The sequence below is a fragment of the Bacillus sp. REN16 genome, assembly GCF_020731355.1.
In the GTDB taxonomy this organism is placed as follows: Bacteria; Bacillota; Bacilli; order Bacillales; family Bacillaceae_L; genus Ferdinandcohnia.
Genome location: NZ_JAJFZK010000004.1, coordinates 151,069 through 167,263, shown reverse-complemented (window position 1 = coordinate 167,263; position 16,195 = coordinate 151,069). Strand labels below are relative to the sequence as shown.

General features: G+C 38.5%; 13 protein-coding genes. All 13 read right to left on the bottom strand.

Annotated features, from left to right (window positions below; genetic code table 11):
* Positions 1-8: 8 nt before the first annotated feature.
* Positions 9-875 carry a M50 family metallopeptidase gene (locus LKW28_RS06425; protein WP_229139522.1) on the bottom strand — a complete coding sequence of 289 codons (867 nt, stop codon included), beginning with the start codon at positions 873-875 and terminating at the stop codon, positions 9-11.
* Positions 868-1,647, bottom strand: coding sequence for a M23 family metallopeptidase (locus tag LKW28_RS06420; protein WP_229139521.1), 780 nt, complete (start codon positions 1,645-1,647; stop codon positions 868-870). Before LKW28_RS06420 ends, LKW28_RS06425 begins: the two co-directional genes overlap by 8 nt.
* A 208-nt stretch (positions 1,648-1,855) precedes the next feature.
* On the bottom strand, positions 1,856-6,268 hold the full coding sequence (locus LKW28_RS06415; RefSeq protein ID WP_229139520.1) for a S8 family peptidase: 4,413 nt from the start codon (positions 6,266-6,268) through the stop codon (positions 1,856-1,858).
* A 656-nt stretch (positions 6,269-6,924) separates the two neighbouring features.
* Positions 6,925-7,725 (bottom strand): septum site-determining protein MinD, encoded by an 801-nt coding sequence (gene minD / locus LKW28_RS06410; protein WP_229139519.1) that lies wholly within the window; start codon positions 7,723-7,725, stop codon positions 6,925-6,927.
* A gap of 2 nt (positions 7,726-7,727) precedes the next feature.
* The gene (gene minC / locus LKW28_RS06405; RefSeq protein WP_324255015.1) at positions 7,728-8,420 is read right to left on the bottom strand and encodes a septum site-determining protein MinC; all 693 of its coding nucleotides are present in this window, start codon (positions 8,418-8,420) and stop codon (positions 7,728-7,730) included.
* 74 nt (positions 8,421-8,494) lie between these two features.
* Positions 8,495-9,004, bottom strand: a complete 510-nt coding sequence (mreD, locus tag LKW28_RS06400) for a rod shape-determining protein MreD (protein WP_229139518.1) — start codon at positions 9,002-9,004, stop codon at positions 8,495-8,497.
* Positions 9,001-9,864 carry a rod shape-determining protein MreC gene (gene mreC / locus LKW28_RS06395; protein WP_229139517.1) on the bottom strand — a complete coding sequence of 288 codons (864 nt, stop codon included), beginning with the start codon at positions 9,862-9,864 and terminating at the stop codon, positions 9,001-9,003. Before mreC ends, mreD begins: the two co-directional genes overlap by 4 nt.
* A gap of 79 nt (positions 9,865-9,943) precedes the next feature.
* A complete protein-coding gene (locus LKW28_RS06390; RefSeq protein WP_229139516.1) occupies positions 9,944-10,966 on the bottom strand; it encodes a rod shape-determining protein in 1,023 nt (340 codons plus the stop codon).
* Positions 10,967-11,120: 154 nt separating this feature from the next.
* The gene (gene radC / locus LKW28_RS06385) at positions 11,121-11,792 is read right to left on the bottom strand and encodes a RadC family protein (RefSeq protein WP_229139720.1); all 672 of its coding nucleotides are present in this window, start codon (positions 11,790-11,792) and stop codon (positions 11,121-11,123) included.
* Positions 11,793-11,936: 144 nt separating this feature from the next.
* Positions 11,937-12,503, bottom strand: a complete 567-nt coding sequence (locus LKW28_RS06380) for a Maf family protein (protein ID WP_229139515.1) — start codon at positions 12,501-12,503, stop codon at positions 11,937-11,939.
* A 215-nt stretch (positions 12,504-12,718) separates the two neighbouring features.
* Complete coding sequence (locus LKW28_RS06375) at positions 12,719-13,801, bottom strand: hypothetical protein (protein ID WP_229139514.1); 1,083 nt, start codon at positions 13,799-13,801, stop codon at positions 12,719-12,721.
* A gap of 170 nt (positions 13,802-13,971) precedes the next feature.
* Positions 13,972-14,784 carry a PRC-barrel domain-containing protein gene (locus LKW28_RS06370; protein WP_229139513.1) on the bottom strand — a complete coding sequence of 271 codons (813 nt, stop codon included), beginning with the start codon at positions 14,782-14,784 and terminating at the stop codon, positions 13,972-13,974.
* A gap of 75 nt (positions 14,785-14,859) precedes the next feature.
* Positions 14,860-16,128: a hypothetical protein gene (locus LKW28_RS06365; protein WP_229139512.1), complete on the bottom strand. Its 1,269-nt coding sequence runs from the start codon at positions 16,126-16,128 to the stop codon at positions 14,860-14,862.
* Between the last annotated feature and the right edge of the window lie 67 nt (positions 16,129-16,195).

The window sequence follows — 16,195 nt, the reverse complement described above, 5'->3', positions numbered from 1 at the left end:
TAGCAACGTCAATACAAGTAGAGAAGCTCACCAATCGGTTGCGTAATTTTTTTATCATTAAAATAAGCATGTAAAAGCTCATTCTCATCTAATGGCAGCTGGTTTTCTCCATCCTTTTGGATCACAATCGGATGCTTATATCCCCGTTGAAACATCGATAAAACGGAATATACCATCTCCGTTTCATCCACCACCAAAGGCTTCAGTTTCGTAAACGTATCTTGCTTCCCATAATAACGCTCCAATAAGAACCTCATAAAGACGTAATGACGCTTCTTCCATTCCATAATAATTGAAAATATCAAGAAGGATAAAATGACCCAAAGATTAAGATTAGTAGGTGCATAGACTAGAATTACAATTAAAATGATCATTGTAACCAGGGTAGATACTATTAGCATCCGTTTATGAGCTTCAAAAAAGGAATGCCTATAAGAGAAAAATAAATAGACAAGTTTCCCTCCATCTAGCGGCCATATCGGAAGGAGATTAAAGAAAAAGATGACAGCATTATGATAAAAAAAGAGATCAAAGGTCTTTTCAGAAATAACAGAACCAGCTGTTAACAAATATGCAACGACTACCATCCAAATATGTTGAAGGGGTCCTGCTAATATAACAAGGAGTTCCTCCTTTAATGGACGATTTCCGTGCTCATCCATTTCCGCTACTCCACCAAATGGAAGGAGTTGAATTTTTTTAATTCTCCATGAAAAAAAATGGGCACATGCGGCATGTCCCATTTCATGGACCAATATGATAATAAATAGCATCAATAGCTCTCTAAAGTTGGCAGTAATGACCGCCACTCCGACGATGAGCCAAAGCAAAGGATGCACTTCAATTTTTCTGAGAAGTTTTAAATAATTATTCAAATTTTATCACCTGTATCGGATCAATAAATGTTTCACCTTGCTTAATTGCAAAATAATACGTTCCTTTGCTGTCACCTTCTGGTTCCTGAACCTTTCCGACTTCTTGGCCAGTTTCCACATAATCATATAGCATGACATCAACAGTACCTAAATTCCCATACCAAGTTTCAGAGCCATCACTATGCTGGATCACAACGGTTTTACCAAGATCACCTTTAACTGCCAAGTCAATCACTTTTCCCGCATTCATTGCTTCTACTACTTTACTATCCGTTTCAACAATAATTCCTTGGCCATTAGCTTCAAAGGTTTCAGTCACTTTACCCACTGCTGGAATTGCGTATTTACCAGGAGCCGGGGTATCAACTTTTTCTTTATTTTGATTAATAGGGATCAATGCAAGCGGACTGCCAAACGTATCTGTATACCATTCAGTTACGGCAGCAAATTGAAATTCCGTTTCCATCGTGCTCGATACGTAATGCCGAACTTTTTCAAATGTCGGAGATTGATTTTTAAATACAATGCCGATCGATAAAACAAGAATAGCCGAAAGTAACACTTTAAAAAGAAAAACTTCCTTTCGAAACAGAGGATGCCCTCCTTCACCTGGCCCTCCACCATCAATGGATGTGTATGTACTGCCTCCGTATCGTTCCTCATCACTAGCTAAAAAGGGAGGAGCGGCTTTTTTAGGGGAACCTGAGGTGGAGTATCTCGCACGTTTTCTCTTTTCAATCCGCCGTCTAATTTCGTTTGCTCGATTACTCATATTTTCACATCATTCCTTGTCCATATTATTTGTACAAGTTTATGATTGATGGACCTTGGTTATGACAGATTGAACCTTTTTATCTAGCAAATTTAAGCTTCATTACTATGAACGGTCAACCTGTATGTGGATGTGGGGACAACTTCTAAAAATCACTAAAAAAGAAGGATGAGATTTCCCACCCTTCTTCCTGCTCCATTATTTTTGATTAATTCTTTCCTGGCTTATCCGGTTTACCTGGTTTTTCTGGCTTTCCTGGTTTATCCGGCTTACCTGGTTTGCCCGGTTTACCTTTTCCAGGCTTGCCATCATCTTCTTGCACGTTGATGATTAGCTTACCTGTTGCTAATTGTCTAGCTTCGTTACCGTACTCGTCTCTTACAATCACCTCAATTTCAGCACCATCCGCAACTACACTAGATACTGCTGTCCAGTATCCTTCATAGACACCCGCCGAAACTTCTTGCAATGGAAGTTCAGTCACATTGCTAAGACCTGCTGTATTTGTTAACGGTAAGCGTATCGCGTAGGTTGCATTCAATCCTGGGTCACTTGTGAATTCAATCTTCACACTTTCGCCTGATTGCAAATGAACATCTTCAGTAGGTTTTAGATCAGCTATTGTTATCTCACCAAATTTAGCAAATACAGTAATCTGGTGATTAGTCGAATTCCCTGCTTTGTCAGTGGCGACTGCTTCAATCTTATTTTCACCATTTTCAACAAGAATCCGCTTTGTAAAGCTGCCATCTGTAATCGTCGCACTCTCACCGTTAACAGTAACAGTGTCGATATTCTCGTCATGTACAGTTCCTGTTACAGTAATCGCTTCTTTATTTGTCTTAAAGCCATCTTCCGGACTAGTTATGGCAAGTTCCGGTGCTGTTTGATCAAGTACTACTACAACGGCTTCGGATTCGTCCGTAACACCAGTATCAGTTGATGCCTTAGCTGTTAATGAGTTTTCACCAACCTGTAAGTCAATGTCCACTGAATACGTCCCTTCAGCAGTTGCAGCAGTTGTCGCTACTTCCTCACCATTATTTAGGACGTGAACAGTTGTTGTAGGGGCAGCCTTTCCTTCAACTGTTACGGTGGTTTCATTTGTAAATAATCCTGTGGCTGGTGAAGTAATAGTAGGCGCTGTTACTTCATAATTGACAGTAGCCCGAATCATATAGTTGCCTTCTTCTTCAGGTGCTAATGACCATCCGCCACCAACAAACTGCCAGCTGCGCCCTGAAAATTCACCGTCTTCGTCAGTTCCAAGTCCAGGAGCATTAGGATTCGGATCTGCTTGAATGTATACCATATAGAAGTCTCCTTCTACAATGATTCCTTCAGCAGCAAGGTCAATATTTGTCCATTCACCTGTTCGAAGGGCTGTTACGTCAATTGGTCCTGCTAGTTTCTTACCTGGAGCACCGTCTGTTCCCGTTGCATCCCATACTTCTACTTTGAAATTTGTACCTCCAGGGGTCGGCCAAGAAGTATCCCAGAAACGGAAGAGTCCACCTGTCACAAGTGCTGTATCGTGACCCTCAGGTAAAGACATTTTCACAGCCCAGCCATTTCCAGCATCATAGAATGCACGAGCATTTTCCGCAGTACCGTCATCATACCCAATTTCCCCAGGGTATCCGATGAATGGCCTTAATTCAACGTTTTGTTCTAAGGTTCCGTCTCCTTCAAGGACAACTTCAAATGATTCACTGTAATAAGAAGGTGCCATTACTCGAACAGTATAGGTACCTTCATAAGCAGTTAGTGAATATTGACCATTTTCATCTGTCTCAACAGGAGCTACGTTAGCATCTTCTACAAGTAACATAGTTGCACCTGAAACTGGTTCACCAGTTGCAGCATTTGTTACCGTTCCTGAGATCGTCCCTTTTGCTTTTTCTTCTAAGACAAAGTTTGCTACGGCCTCACCATCAGCTTCAACTGTTACCGTTTGTTGTGCCGGGTGATATCCATAGCTTTCAGCAACAACTGTAAAGTCTCCTGTTCCATGGATTAATTCAAATGCACCGTTTGCAGGATTAGTCGTAACAGATCTGCCGGATTCAATAACACTTACTTGAGCGTATAATGGTAATGCTTGCGGGTTAACTTTATCAACATCGACTTCCTTCATGTCATGTTGTGAACCCTCTGGCTTAATTTTTGCTGGGTCTACTTTTTCCCCTTCTTTAAGAGCAACAGAGTCATCACCTTTAGTTGGCATAACTCCTAATTTGGCTTTACTTCCTTCTGTCAATGGCTCATCTGATAGACGAACATCATCAATATACCATCCATCACGAACTACACTTCCATCTGTTGTTACGTTAAATCCAATATATATTCTTTGACCTGCATACTCCGATAAATCAACTTGCGCAGACTGCCAGCCTGAAGAAACATCCGTGATACGTCGCAGCTGCGTCCAGTTCTCCATATCGGTCGAAACAAACACATGACCAAAATCCCAGTTACGTTCAAGATTATACCAATTCATGTATTGCAGGTATGCAGCACCCTCTGCTGGTAAATCAATTGGAGGCATTACAAGCGTCATATTCGCTCGACTATTATACGTTCCTGCTAAATTGGTAGCATAAACGTTCTCTCCTGAGTAAGCACCATTTGGACCACTTGTTGGAGCACCCCATTGCCATGTGTCCTCGGCGCCAAAAGAGAACCAACCGATTGGAGCAGATTCAAAGTCTTGGGAATAACCAACTGAAATTCCCGGTTCTACAGAAACTTCATAAACATCTGTTGTTATATCGTTTTGACCAAAATCAACAATTTTCCAACGATATGAAACAGTTGGCACCGATATTTCTTGCCCTGGAATGACTGCCTCGTATGCTCCTTCATTGTAAGTACCGGATGTTTGAGTAGTGGCTACATTTGTCCAGTCGCCAGCTTCATTTTCATATTGAAGCACTACCGATGTAATACTTACATTGTCTTTAACAGAAATACTTAGTGGTAAATCCATACCTGCATATGTTTCACCCGGTGCAGTGTGCTCAAATGTTGGAGCTGCATCATCTACACCATCTTTTGCAACCTGACCTTTAATTTTTCCCAGCCCGGAAGCAACAGAGGATACAGCTAAATATGCGTTTACCAATCCATAACCGTAACCAAAGTTTGGTGATTCCGGAAATGTACCGTCCGTTAAAGGAGTTGCAGTTGTTGTGATAATTTCTTCAATTTGTTCAATTGTTAATGATGCATTTGCTTGTTTTAATAAGGCTACAACTGCGGAAATATGAGGTCCAGCCATTGAAGTTCCATTCCATCCTCCTTCATAGCCGCTCCCTGGTACTGATGACCGAATATTCACTCCCGGTGCTGAAATATCCGGTTTCATATCGCCTGGATATGGTGATGGGCCTTGTAACGAAAAGCTTCCCAAACGATCATTGATATCCGTTGCTCCTGTTGCGAAAGATTCTGGGTAATTCGCTGGATTAGCAATTGACCCAGGGCCACCAGGATTAGTTAATGTTGTATTACCAGCTGAAAACTCCGGGAAAATATCAGCGGCTCTCCAGTTTTGAACCATTGGACGATACCATTCATCTAATCCTGGTCCGCCACCCCATGAGTTGTTGACAACGTCTGGCGCCATATCTGGATTACCTCCTGGAGCAATAATCCACTCTCCAGCTTCTAGAAGATCCAAATCTGATCCACCAGCAGATGTAAATGCCTTTACAGCAATCCACTTCGCACCTGGAGCAACCCCAATTTGGTTCCCTCCATTTGGTTCAGCCCCAACCATGGTACCTGTAACATGCGTTCCGTGGCCAATATCATCATATGGTGCAGATTGGCCAGCCGTTGCATCAAACCAGCTATATTGATGGTTCGGATTAGTAGGACTTGCAGGATTATAGCCTCGGTACTGTTCCACAAGTGCCGGATGGTTCCATTGAACACCCGTATCAATACTCGCAACTACTGTTCCTGAACCATCAATTCCCATTTCCCATACTTGTGGAGCAGCAACACGATCAATATTCCACTCAATGTTTTGTGGGCTTGCCTTTGACTCTACAGCCACTGACTTCTCCGCTTTAACAGGTGCATGCAATTGACGAATTTCATTTGGTAACACCTTTTCAACCTCAGGGAATGAAGCGATTTTTTCCATTACTTCCTTAGTCGCAGTAACCCCCATTCCGTTCACGATGAAGAAGGATTTTATATCTTTTGCATTTCCTGCCGCTTCTTCTTTTTCAAGGTATTCCTTAATATTGCCTTGTGTTTCGATTGCAGTTGTTCGAAGTTCTGAAACGATAGCATTTCGCTTAATGGATTTCGTGTTTGCTGCCGTAGCTTTTTGTAAACTAGCTTTTTTAGCCGCTTCATTTGCTACTGCCTTTGAATCCACTTGTTCCTTGAATTTAACAAGAAATGTAACCATTTTTTCATTCGCATACTGGTCCTGCAAGCTCTTCGAAATTTTAGTTGAAGCTACCCCTTTTTTACTTCCCAGATAGGATGTTGAAGAATCCTTTGTTTGTGCAGATGCCTCCAACGTAACACCAGGCACGAGTAAAAGCGCACACATTAACACACTTGCTACCTTCGTTAACCTACGTTTCCCGTTCCTCCTCATCAGGTTTCCTCCCTTATAATTTTTTGTAATTACGTAAGCAACCTCCTTTTCTTGAATTCCTGTCCTTTCGAATGCTTTGGGTTGTTAAAGTCCCCCCATTTTTCTCTAGATCGAAATTGCGATTTTCCAGTAGAAACCGCATTATGTAGATGAACAGGTATACATTAAATGTAGTAGCTATTTAAAAGTGGAAAAAGTGTCGAAAAACAGGATAATATTTTGAATATTAGGAATTTGGTAATTTTTACCTATTTTGTAAAATGCAAACTAGGAGGTTAGAACGAAGTAATATATATTCGGTAGAAGTTTATTTTTATAGGGGTTATTCAAAGAAAATGAGGTTTTACCTATATTATTCACGCGTAATTCCCACAAAACTTTTTCTAGGTAGAATAGCATAATTGTTACAAGTTCAATATTTATTATTAAAAAATGATTATTTTTTCCTTACATCATTTTCAATAATTATAAGAGCAAGCCCGTTTTGGTAAATTATTCCTTACCTTTTATTTCTAATAATAGGTAAAGACCCCCGCCAACAAGACTCTTTTTAAGAAAAATCAGGACCTAATCCTCATGGTTAATGTAAGTTTTTCTAATAACTAGCTAGATTCATTTCCAGGCAAAAGAAAAAACCACCCGATTAAATAGGTGGTTTAACGGACACCAAAGAATTTCTTAATCTTTGAGAACATACCTGTTTGGTCGTTTTCAAGAGATTGTAGAGGAATGGATTCTCCTAAAATTCTTCGTGCGATATTTCGATAGGCGATCGCTGTTTTGCTGCTTGAATTTAATGCGATTGGTTCACCACTATTGGAAGCTTTAATGACTGCATCATCATCTGCCACAATTCCAATTAAATCAATGGATAGATGTGTAACAATTTCATCGATATCGAGCATTTCGCCTGTCTTCATCATATGATTTCGAATCCGATTCACGATGAGACGTGGCGGCTCAATTTCCTCTTTTTCTAGTAATCCGATAATCCGGTCAGCATCACGAACTGCTGAAACTTCTGGTGTTGTAACAACTATTGCTTTGTCTGCGCCAGCAACAGCATTTTGAAAACCTTGTTCAATACCGGCAGGACAGTCGATAACAATATAATCAAAATTTTGTTTTAACTCTTCGACCAATATCTTCATTTGGCTAGGCTCTACTGCTGTCTTATCACTTGTTTGGGCAGCTGGCAGTAAATAGAGATGGTCATCGAATCTTTTATCCTTTACTAAAGCTTGTTTAAGCTTACAACGACCTTGAACAACGTCTACTAAATCATAGATGATGCGGTTCTCTAAACCCATGACAACATCTAAATTTCGCAGGCCAATATCTGTATCTATTAAACACACACGTTTCCCTAGCACAGCCAAGGAAGTGCCTACATTAGCAGACGTAGTCGTCTTTCCGACTCCACCTTTTCCTGATGTAATAACTATAGCCTCTCCCACAGCTAGATTCCCCCTTCTAACCTTGTTAAGTTAGGTCTTAAATGAGTTAACTGTTGCAATCTGTCTACTACAATTGTCTCATTGTCGTCCACATATGCACATTCCATTATGTTGGTTTCTGTTTGAGCGAAGTCAGGTGCTCTGTTCATTATATCAGCAATTCGAAGCTGAGTTGGCTTCATGACTGACGCTGCAATGATTGCATCCTGATTACCATTGAATCCTGCATGTGCAATTCCGCGCAAAGAACCCATAATAAAAATATTACCGCCTGCTATAACAGTTGCCCCGGGATTCACATCCCCGACAAGCACTAGGTCTCCATCTACTTTAAGGACTTGTCCAGAACGAATCACCTTTGCAACTGAAACAATCTCATTCTTCTTCTTCAATTCTTCGGCTTCTTGTTTTGTAATCACATTACTGTCAATTACATCCACAACCAAATGCTTTTTATTGCGAATGATAGAACGTATTTCTTCTTCTTGATCTTGCGTTAGAAAACGATTGCCAGTTTTCACTTTAACAGGAACGAACGGAACATCATCTTTCGTTTTACGATTCAAGGATAGCATAATCTCTAAATCTGAAATCAGTTCTTCAAATGAACATGAATCATCGAGATGCAACGTAAGTCCGTCTTTTGTCCCTTTTATAGTAACATACTGCTGTTTTTGTCCTTTCACGACGTTCACCTCAACGATAATATACTTCAACAAAAGACTCCATTTTTCCTGTTAAATCTCAAAGTTTTTTTGAAAGAACCAATTTACTCTTCTATATGTAGCTTTCCTAGTAATTTCTTAAATGGGTAAGCAAATACTAGGATAAATATACTATTTAATAGGATTGTCGGCAAAATACGGATTTGCAGAAATTGTTCAACTGAAAGAGAAGCTGAACCGATTGCTAAATTTACCGCATATACACAGAATTCCAAAGCTGCTATCCCAACCAGACTTAAAAAAGAAATGACAAAGATATTGGTTTGAAGAATCCGACTTGCCCAGGAAATAAGATAAGCCATAAGTGTATATAAAAACAAATAAACTCCTAGTATTTCAGTATAAACAATATCATAAAGCAAACCAAAAATAGCCGCATATATAAGCCCAATTGGTTTATTAAAATAGACTGTAATAAAACCAATCAAAACAAATAAAAACCGAGGAACGTAGACATTTTCCTGATGAAAAATGTCTGCTGGCACTAAATCAATAAAGCTGCTTTCAAATAAAAAAACAAAGGACAAAATAAAAGGAAGGACGAAACGCCTCACGATTCCTCCTCCTCTTCATTTGGAACAATCATCGTTCTTTCAACAATTATAACATGATCAATTTCATAAAAATCAGCTGCTGGCTTAATATAGGCAGTCTTCGTTAACCCATAATCATCAGGTACAACGTCCATGACCTCACCAATATACAGCTCACTCGGAAAAATTCCACCAAGTCCAGAAGTAAGTACCTTTTGATCTTTTTCTATTTTTGCATCTGGTGTATTGATTTTAAATAGAAGCGCTTCTTTTTCTTCGTCATACCCCTCAATTAACCCCATAATTTTTGTATCTCCTTGAATATAAGCTGAGATACGATTGATACGATTTGGGGAGCTTAATAATTGGATGGTCGATGTAAATTCATTTGCATGTTTTATTTTACCAATTAAACCCTTTGAGGTAATCACAGCCATGTCAACCTTCACTCCATGCCGTGTTCCTCTATTAACCGTTATAATTTCATGCCATTGATCAGGGTTACGCCCTATTACCGTAGCCTGTATTTTATTAAAATGATCGAGTGATTCCGTTTTTTTCAAAACATCACGCAATTTATCATTTTCTTTTTCTAATTCCTGTACTTTTGCTTCGATTTGACCATAGGAATCAAGCTTTTCCTTTAAAAGCTGATTCTCTTCAAAAGTATGTTGAATATGATTGACATTATCAAAAAATCCAGCAATAGCTTGAGAGGGTTGATGAAATATACTTTGAACCCAACCAACTGAATCCTTTAAAAACTGTTCAGGCCATGATAATTTGTCACGCTCTTTTAAGGAAAATCCAATCAATGCCACTAGAACGATGATACAAACAAGTAAAATAATTAATCGCTTATTAAGAAAAAATTGTGGCATGTGTTACACCCTCTAACTAAACTAAAATTTCAACACATAAAGTGGGGAAATCAATTCCCCACTATCATCATGTTCTTCTTTATCGTAAATCCTTTGATTTCCCTTTAAATAAATGAATATGGTCAAGGGCTTTACCTGTACCAATAGCTACACAATCTAATGGATTTTCAGCAATAAGAACAGGCATACTTGTTTCCTCACTAATCACTTTATCCAAATTGCGTAAAAGAGCTCCCCCACCAGCTAAAACGATTCCGCGATCCATTATATCTGCTGCTAGCTCAGGCGGTGTCTTTTCAAGCGTATTTTTAACCGCATCGACAATCGCATACACAGTGTCATGCAGAGCGCCCGAAATTTCTTCGGCCGTAATCTCAATTGTTTTTGGCAATCCAGTTAATAAATCTCTTCCACGGATTTCCATGTTCTCTACACCCTCAGGAGCACCGGCTGAACCAATCTCTACTTTGATTGCTTCCGCTGTGCGATCCCCAATCATGAGGTTATAGGTTTTACGAATATATTGAATAATTGCATCATCCATTTCATCTCCGGCAATACGAATTGACTGACTTGTAACAATTCCACCTAAAGAGATAATGGCAACTTCAGTTGTTCCGCCACCGATATCAACAATCATGCTGCCAGTTGGTTCCCATACCGGAAGATTTGCACCAATAGCCGCTGCAAATGGCTCTTCGATTGGATATGCATCTCTTGCACCAGCTTGCCTTGTAGCATCAATCACCGCACGTTGTTCGACCGCAGTAATCCCCGATGGGACACAAACCATAATATATGGCTTTCTTGAAAAGAAGTTTTTCGTTTTAACTGCTGAATTGATGTAATATTTCATCATTGTCGCAGTTGTTTCATAGTCAGCAATGACACCATCCTTCATCGGACGAAGTGCAACAACATTGCCAGGTGTACGCCCAATCATGTTTTTAGCATCGTTTCCTACTGCTACAATCTGCTTTGTGTCTGTTTGCATCGCAACTACAGATGGCTCTCTAACTGCAATGCCTTTTCCCTTAATAAAAACAAGTGTATTTGCCGTCCCTAAATCTATACCAAGGTCTCTTGTACCTATTCCAAACATAATATGTATCTTCCTTTCTGATACGCGAATAAAAATGGGTTAACATGCTAAAAACTCATAACCAATATTATATCGTACTAAATTAAAAATTAATAGAGGATGTTCAAAAAGTCGGTCGAAAATGACACCGTCTTTTGAACACACATTTTAACAGTCACACATACCCTTTTTCTTTTAGACTGACATATTTCTGTTCACCGATGATTAAATGGTCCAAAAGCTCTATGCCGATTATCCTGCCACATTCAACTAGCCGCTTTGTGACCTCAATATCTTCCCGGCTCGGTGCCGGGTCACCTGAAGGATGATTATGGATGCAAATGATGGATGCCGCTGATCTTCGAAAAGCCTCCTTATACACCTCACGCGGATGAACGATCGAAGCATTAAGACTTCCGATAAAAATCGTTTGACGGTGTATCACCTGATTTTTCGTATTCAGGTAAAGACAAACAAAATGTTCCTGTGATAAAAATCGCATATCCTCCATCACATATTTAGCCCCATCCTCTGGGGATCTGATCACATATCGATCTTCATATTGAAGTTTTCCAATTCTGCGACCTAGCTCAATCGCCGCCATGATTTGTACGGCTTTCGCTGTTCCGATCCCTTTAATGGAAGTGATTTCTTCGACAGATGCATCCTTTAATAATCTTAGTCCTTCAAAATGATGCAATAAGCGGTTTGAAAGCTGAATGACGGATTCTTCCTTTGATCCTGTTCGTAAAAGAATGGCTAAAAGCTCATGATTTGAAAGGCTGTCAGGACCGTCTGAAACCAATCGTTCCCGCGGCCTTTCCTCTTGAGGATAATCTCGAATCATAAGTGCTGATTTCAAAAAGGTTCCTCCTATCCATTGTACTAGATACTTGGACCCTACTCGGAAAAAATACTGGCTACTATGTCATTTAGCCTATAATTGCGCTGTTTATTAGTTGCATTCTTTTCTGCGTAAATGAATCCATTTTTAGCTGTGAAATCCCAGCTCTCTAAGTTCACGAAGAGTTCGTGATACAGGCAAGCCAACGACAGAAAAATAGTCGCCTTTAATATGTTTTACGAGTGCAGATCCAAGTCCTTGAATTCCATATGAACCTGCTTTATCCTTTGGTTCGCCTGAAGCAACATATGCTTGAATTTCCTCATCAGTTAAATCCCAAAACGTTACTTCTGTTCTTTCAAAGAACATCTTTTTGGTGTCCTTAAAAAGAATCGCAACTCCTGTTACGACTTCATGTGTTTGATTTGATAATTTTTTTAAAACGTGTATCGATTCCTGTTCGCTTTTAGGTTTACCTAAAAATTGGTTTTGAAACACAACAGCTGTATCAGCTGCAAGGATACAGGAATCTGGGAATTGCTTGGCAATTGCCTTTGCTTTATTAAAGGCAATCGTCATGACCTTTTCTTCAGGAGTGAGAGTTTCGTCAATGGTTTCATCAATATTACTGACGGAAACATCGAAGGAAAGTTTCACATTTCTAAGAAGTTCTTTTCGTCGTGGAGAACCTGAGGCTAAAACGAGGTGTTGCATGTTTATTCACCCTTTATCATTTTTTTCAGAATGGAAGATACCTGTTTATCCTAACAAACAAATCAACACTCTACAATTATGTAAAATCCAATTTTCCAGATAATTTATTGTTTGAGAAAATTTGTCCCTTTATGTAAAAGCTATGGAAATCAAGACATAGAAAAAGAAAGGAGTAAAGATCCCCTTTCTATTTTCACTAAAAAATTGAATTTTGTCTAGCTTAACTCAGAAATCCACACTGAATAAGCTTGGTATGCATTTAATAATGATTGCTGTGATTGCCATAGAGATTTTTGGCCGCCTCCATTTTTAAATTCTTGCAGTTGTGTAAAGGCGGATTGTACATTTGTATGGAATTCTTTCATTTGTGCATGCAGGCTGTCAGTCTTTACATCTTTTACTGTTGCTATTTGTTTGGTTAGATTATCCCATTGTCCATTATCAATTTCACCGTTTTCGAAAGCCTGAGAAGAAAGTGCCACTAATTCCTTATATACTGGAAGAGCTGCGTTAATAGCTTCCGCATCTGCCTTTCCTGCATTCGTATAGGACCCACCAGGTAATTCAAATGTTTTTGCAAAAAATTCAGGGAAGGCTTCTTCATATTTTGTCTTAATCCCGCTTACCGATCCTTGTTCAGATCCAATACCGGCAATTACGAAAAAAGCTCCATCAACTTCAACAGCAGTCGCGGCAAAACCCTTGCCTTTAATTTCGCTGACAGTTGTATTCGCAGATTCAGCAGTTGAAAACTTCCCACCTTGGACTACACCGGTAGCCAGTGTTTCTAAATCAATTGCTGTTTGGCCACTCACAGGCGTGTCCTCCTGTTTCCCAGTAGAAGGCGGGGTATTATCAGTAACCTCGGCTGGCGTCTCGTTTTCCGCAGGTCCTGCATTTACATCATCCACTATTTTTAAAATCATGAATCCAAAACCAACTCCAAGGATAACTGCTAAAACAAAAGAAACGGCAAATTGTTTAACAGGAAAAAAGTGAAATCCTTTTTTATTTTTTGGTTTATACGGTATTTTACTAGGACCTTTTGATAGTCGTAAATCTTCGATCGGGATTACTGGAATCTCTTTTTCCTTTGAAGAATGATTTTTCAAGTTTTCATCTGGCAGAACCCAGCTAAAATCATCCTCCTCTTCCTCTTGTGCCGCGGCAACCTCATCATTCTCTATAATAATAAGAGGTTTTTCCGATTCGACAAATTCATGGGTTTCTTTCTCTTCTTTTTTAACTTTTGACTCCTTACCATTGATTTTAATAGAAATCCGATTGTGCTTATCCATTTCTTCACCACCTATTTAAGGAAAAGCTCTATTTTTGTCAATCCTACCATACCTCAAAAAAAAAAGAACAAGACATTTGTCGTCTTGTTACTAGAGGTTTTCGTCAAATTCCTACAAGCATTAACATTTAGAAATTTTGGGCATCAAAAAAACCCACTAAATAGTGGGCTTTATCCTTCAACATTCATTGATAATTCAACAAATACACTTGGTCCTAGATCTTGGGCTTTAATAATATCATCTACGGATAAATGAGTTCCAGCTGGAATTAGTATATTTCCTTCATTGTCCAGAATGTCTTTCTTCACAACTTTACCGTAAAGTAGGTCAACTTGTTTTAAACGTAATGCCTTTGATTCAGACTCTTCGTGCTTATCGATTGACGCATTAATTTCATCAAATGGACCTTGTTCATCTGTTGATGCAGGGAGTAGTTCTTCGATGATTTCATTTGATTGAGTTTCAGTAGACTCCGGTTGTGGATTTTCTAATGACTCTACTGAATCAAGGAATTTAGATGAAGCATTTTCTTCAACAATGATAATGTCTTTTCCATATGTAAGGACAGAATCAGAAGGTAAAGCAACCTCATTGCCAGAAACATTTAATAATGTTCCTAATAGATTTCCGGATTCATCATCAACATAATATTCAAGGACTTCCCCTAATAATTGCCCTTTTCTTGTCATTACTTTTGTATTTGTAATTTTAATTTTCTTATTAACAAGTGTATTCGCAATCGGAATTTCATTTAAATCAATTACGGCGCTTTCACTTTCAATGGTAACCGCGTATTCTCCGATTCCAACCACTCTTTTGAACGGAATGGCTTTTACACTTACCTGCCAATCTTCATGTTCAATTGTCAGGAAGTCGACTGAGCCTTTCTCAGGGTTAATAACTAAAGATTTTACTTTTCCGATTTCTACACCATCTATAATACTTATGATTGGTAACCCAACGATTTCAACACTTTTTTTCATAAATCATTCACCACACCTATTCATGTTTAAAACGGCTTTTTCATTTTATTCTACCATGCTTTTCGTTATTTTTCGTCATATTTTGCAATATTCTTCTAACAAAAAGTTAATTTCCTGTAAAATAACAGGATATTCCTTGAATCTGTTCATATTTTTGGAAATTAATGAAGATAGTTCCTCGTATTGTTTCGTTTCTATATAATGATCAATTAATAAGCTGACAAAAGTATAATAATCATGATCAGACATTCCGGGATGAAGGTGATCTACTATCAATTTTTCATATTGTGTACTTGATAATTGATTCTTAGAGAGATTGATTTGAGACACCATAGAATTGAAAAGTAATTGTTTCGTTACATCTTTTTCTTCTTGAATATCAATTACTTCAGGTTCTTGATTATGAAGATTTACATCGTTCTCATTAATTTCGAGTAATTCGTTTTTCATTTCGGAATCCGATGGACTATTATTTGGTATGATTTCATCTTCCGAATATTCTTCTATTTTTGTATCTTCAATAACTTCCATTACCTCATCATTTGTTTCATCTGCAATATCGATTAATTCTTCCTCTTGATGATCGTTAGCTACTTGTAAACTATCAATATTGATTTCCTCAAGTTCAGGTTGCGAATAGGTATATAAGTCCTTAACTTCTATTTCTTCAAGCTCATCTATATTATCATTATTGACAGTTGTTTCGACAACAGCTTCGTCGGCTTCTTCGCTTTTTTGATTAGCTGTCTCTAACTCCAATTCTAATTCCTTCAGTAAATCATCGAGGTTATTATTATTACTTATTTGAACTTCCTTTTTATCTTCGATTTCCTCATACACGATCTCATTGTTCAGTTCATTTTGTACTTCTGAAACTTCTTCCAATTCAAACCGTTCATCTATTGTTTCATCAAGGAAATCCGTATTTTCTAATTGATTTTCATCTGTTTGCTCCGGAATAGATAAGGAAGCAGACGGTTCGAAAGTAGGAAGAATAAGCTCTTCCTTATGTACCACCTGACTACGCATTTCTTCCTCTATACCATCTTCAAGTTCAAACTTAATCACTTTATTCTCTGAACCCAATTCATATTCGTTTTTTTCAAATAGCTTATTACCGAATCGGGTGGCTAAAATATATGTAACCCCTATTGCTAGCAGTATTAACACAATCCCAGTTTGCCATACGCTCATTACTGTCCTTGCCGCTAAACCTATAATAAATACAATAAAAGCACTTATTAGAATAATAATTTTTCCCTTCTTCGTAAAACCAAAGGGAATAAAATAGATAATAGGCAGAATTAGAAGAAGCGAAATAATTGCAAATAGTAGCGATTCCAAGCTGTTATCACATCCATCTATAATTTCTTAAAAAAACGAGACAAATCATGCCTCGTACATATAGGTT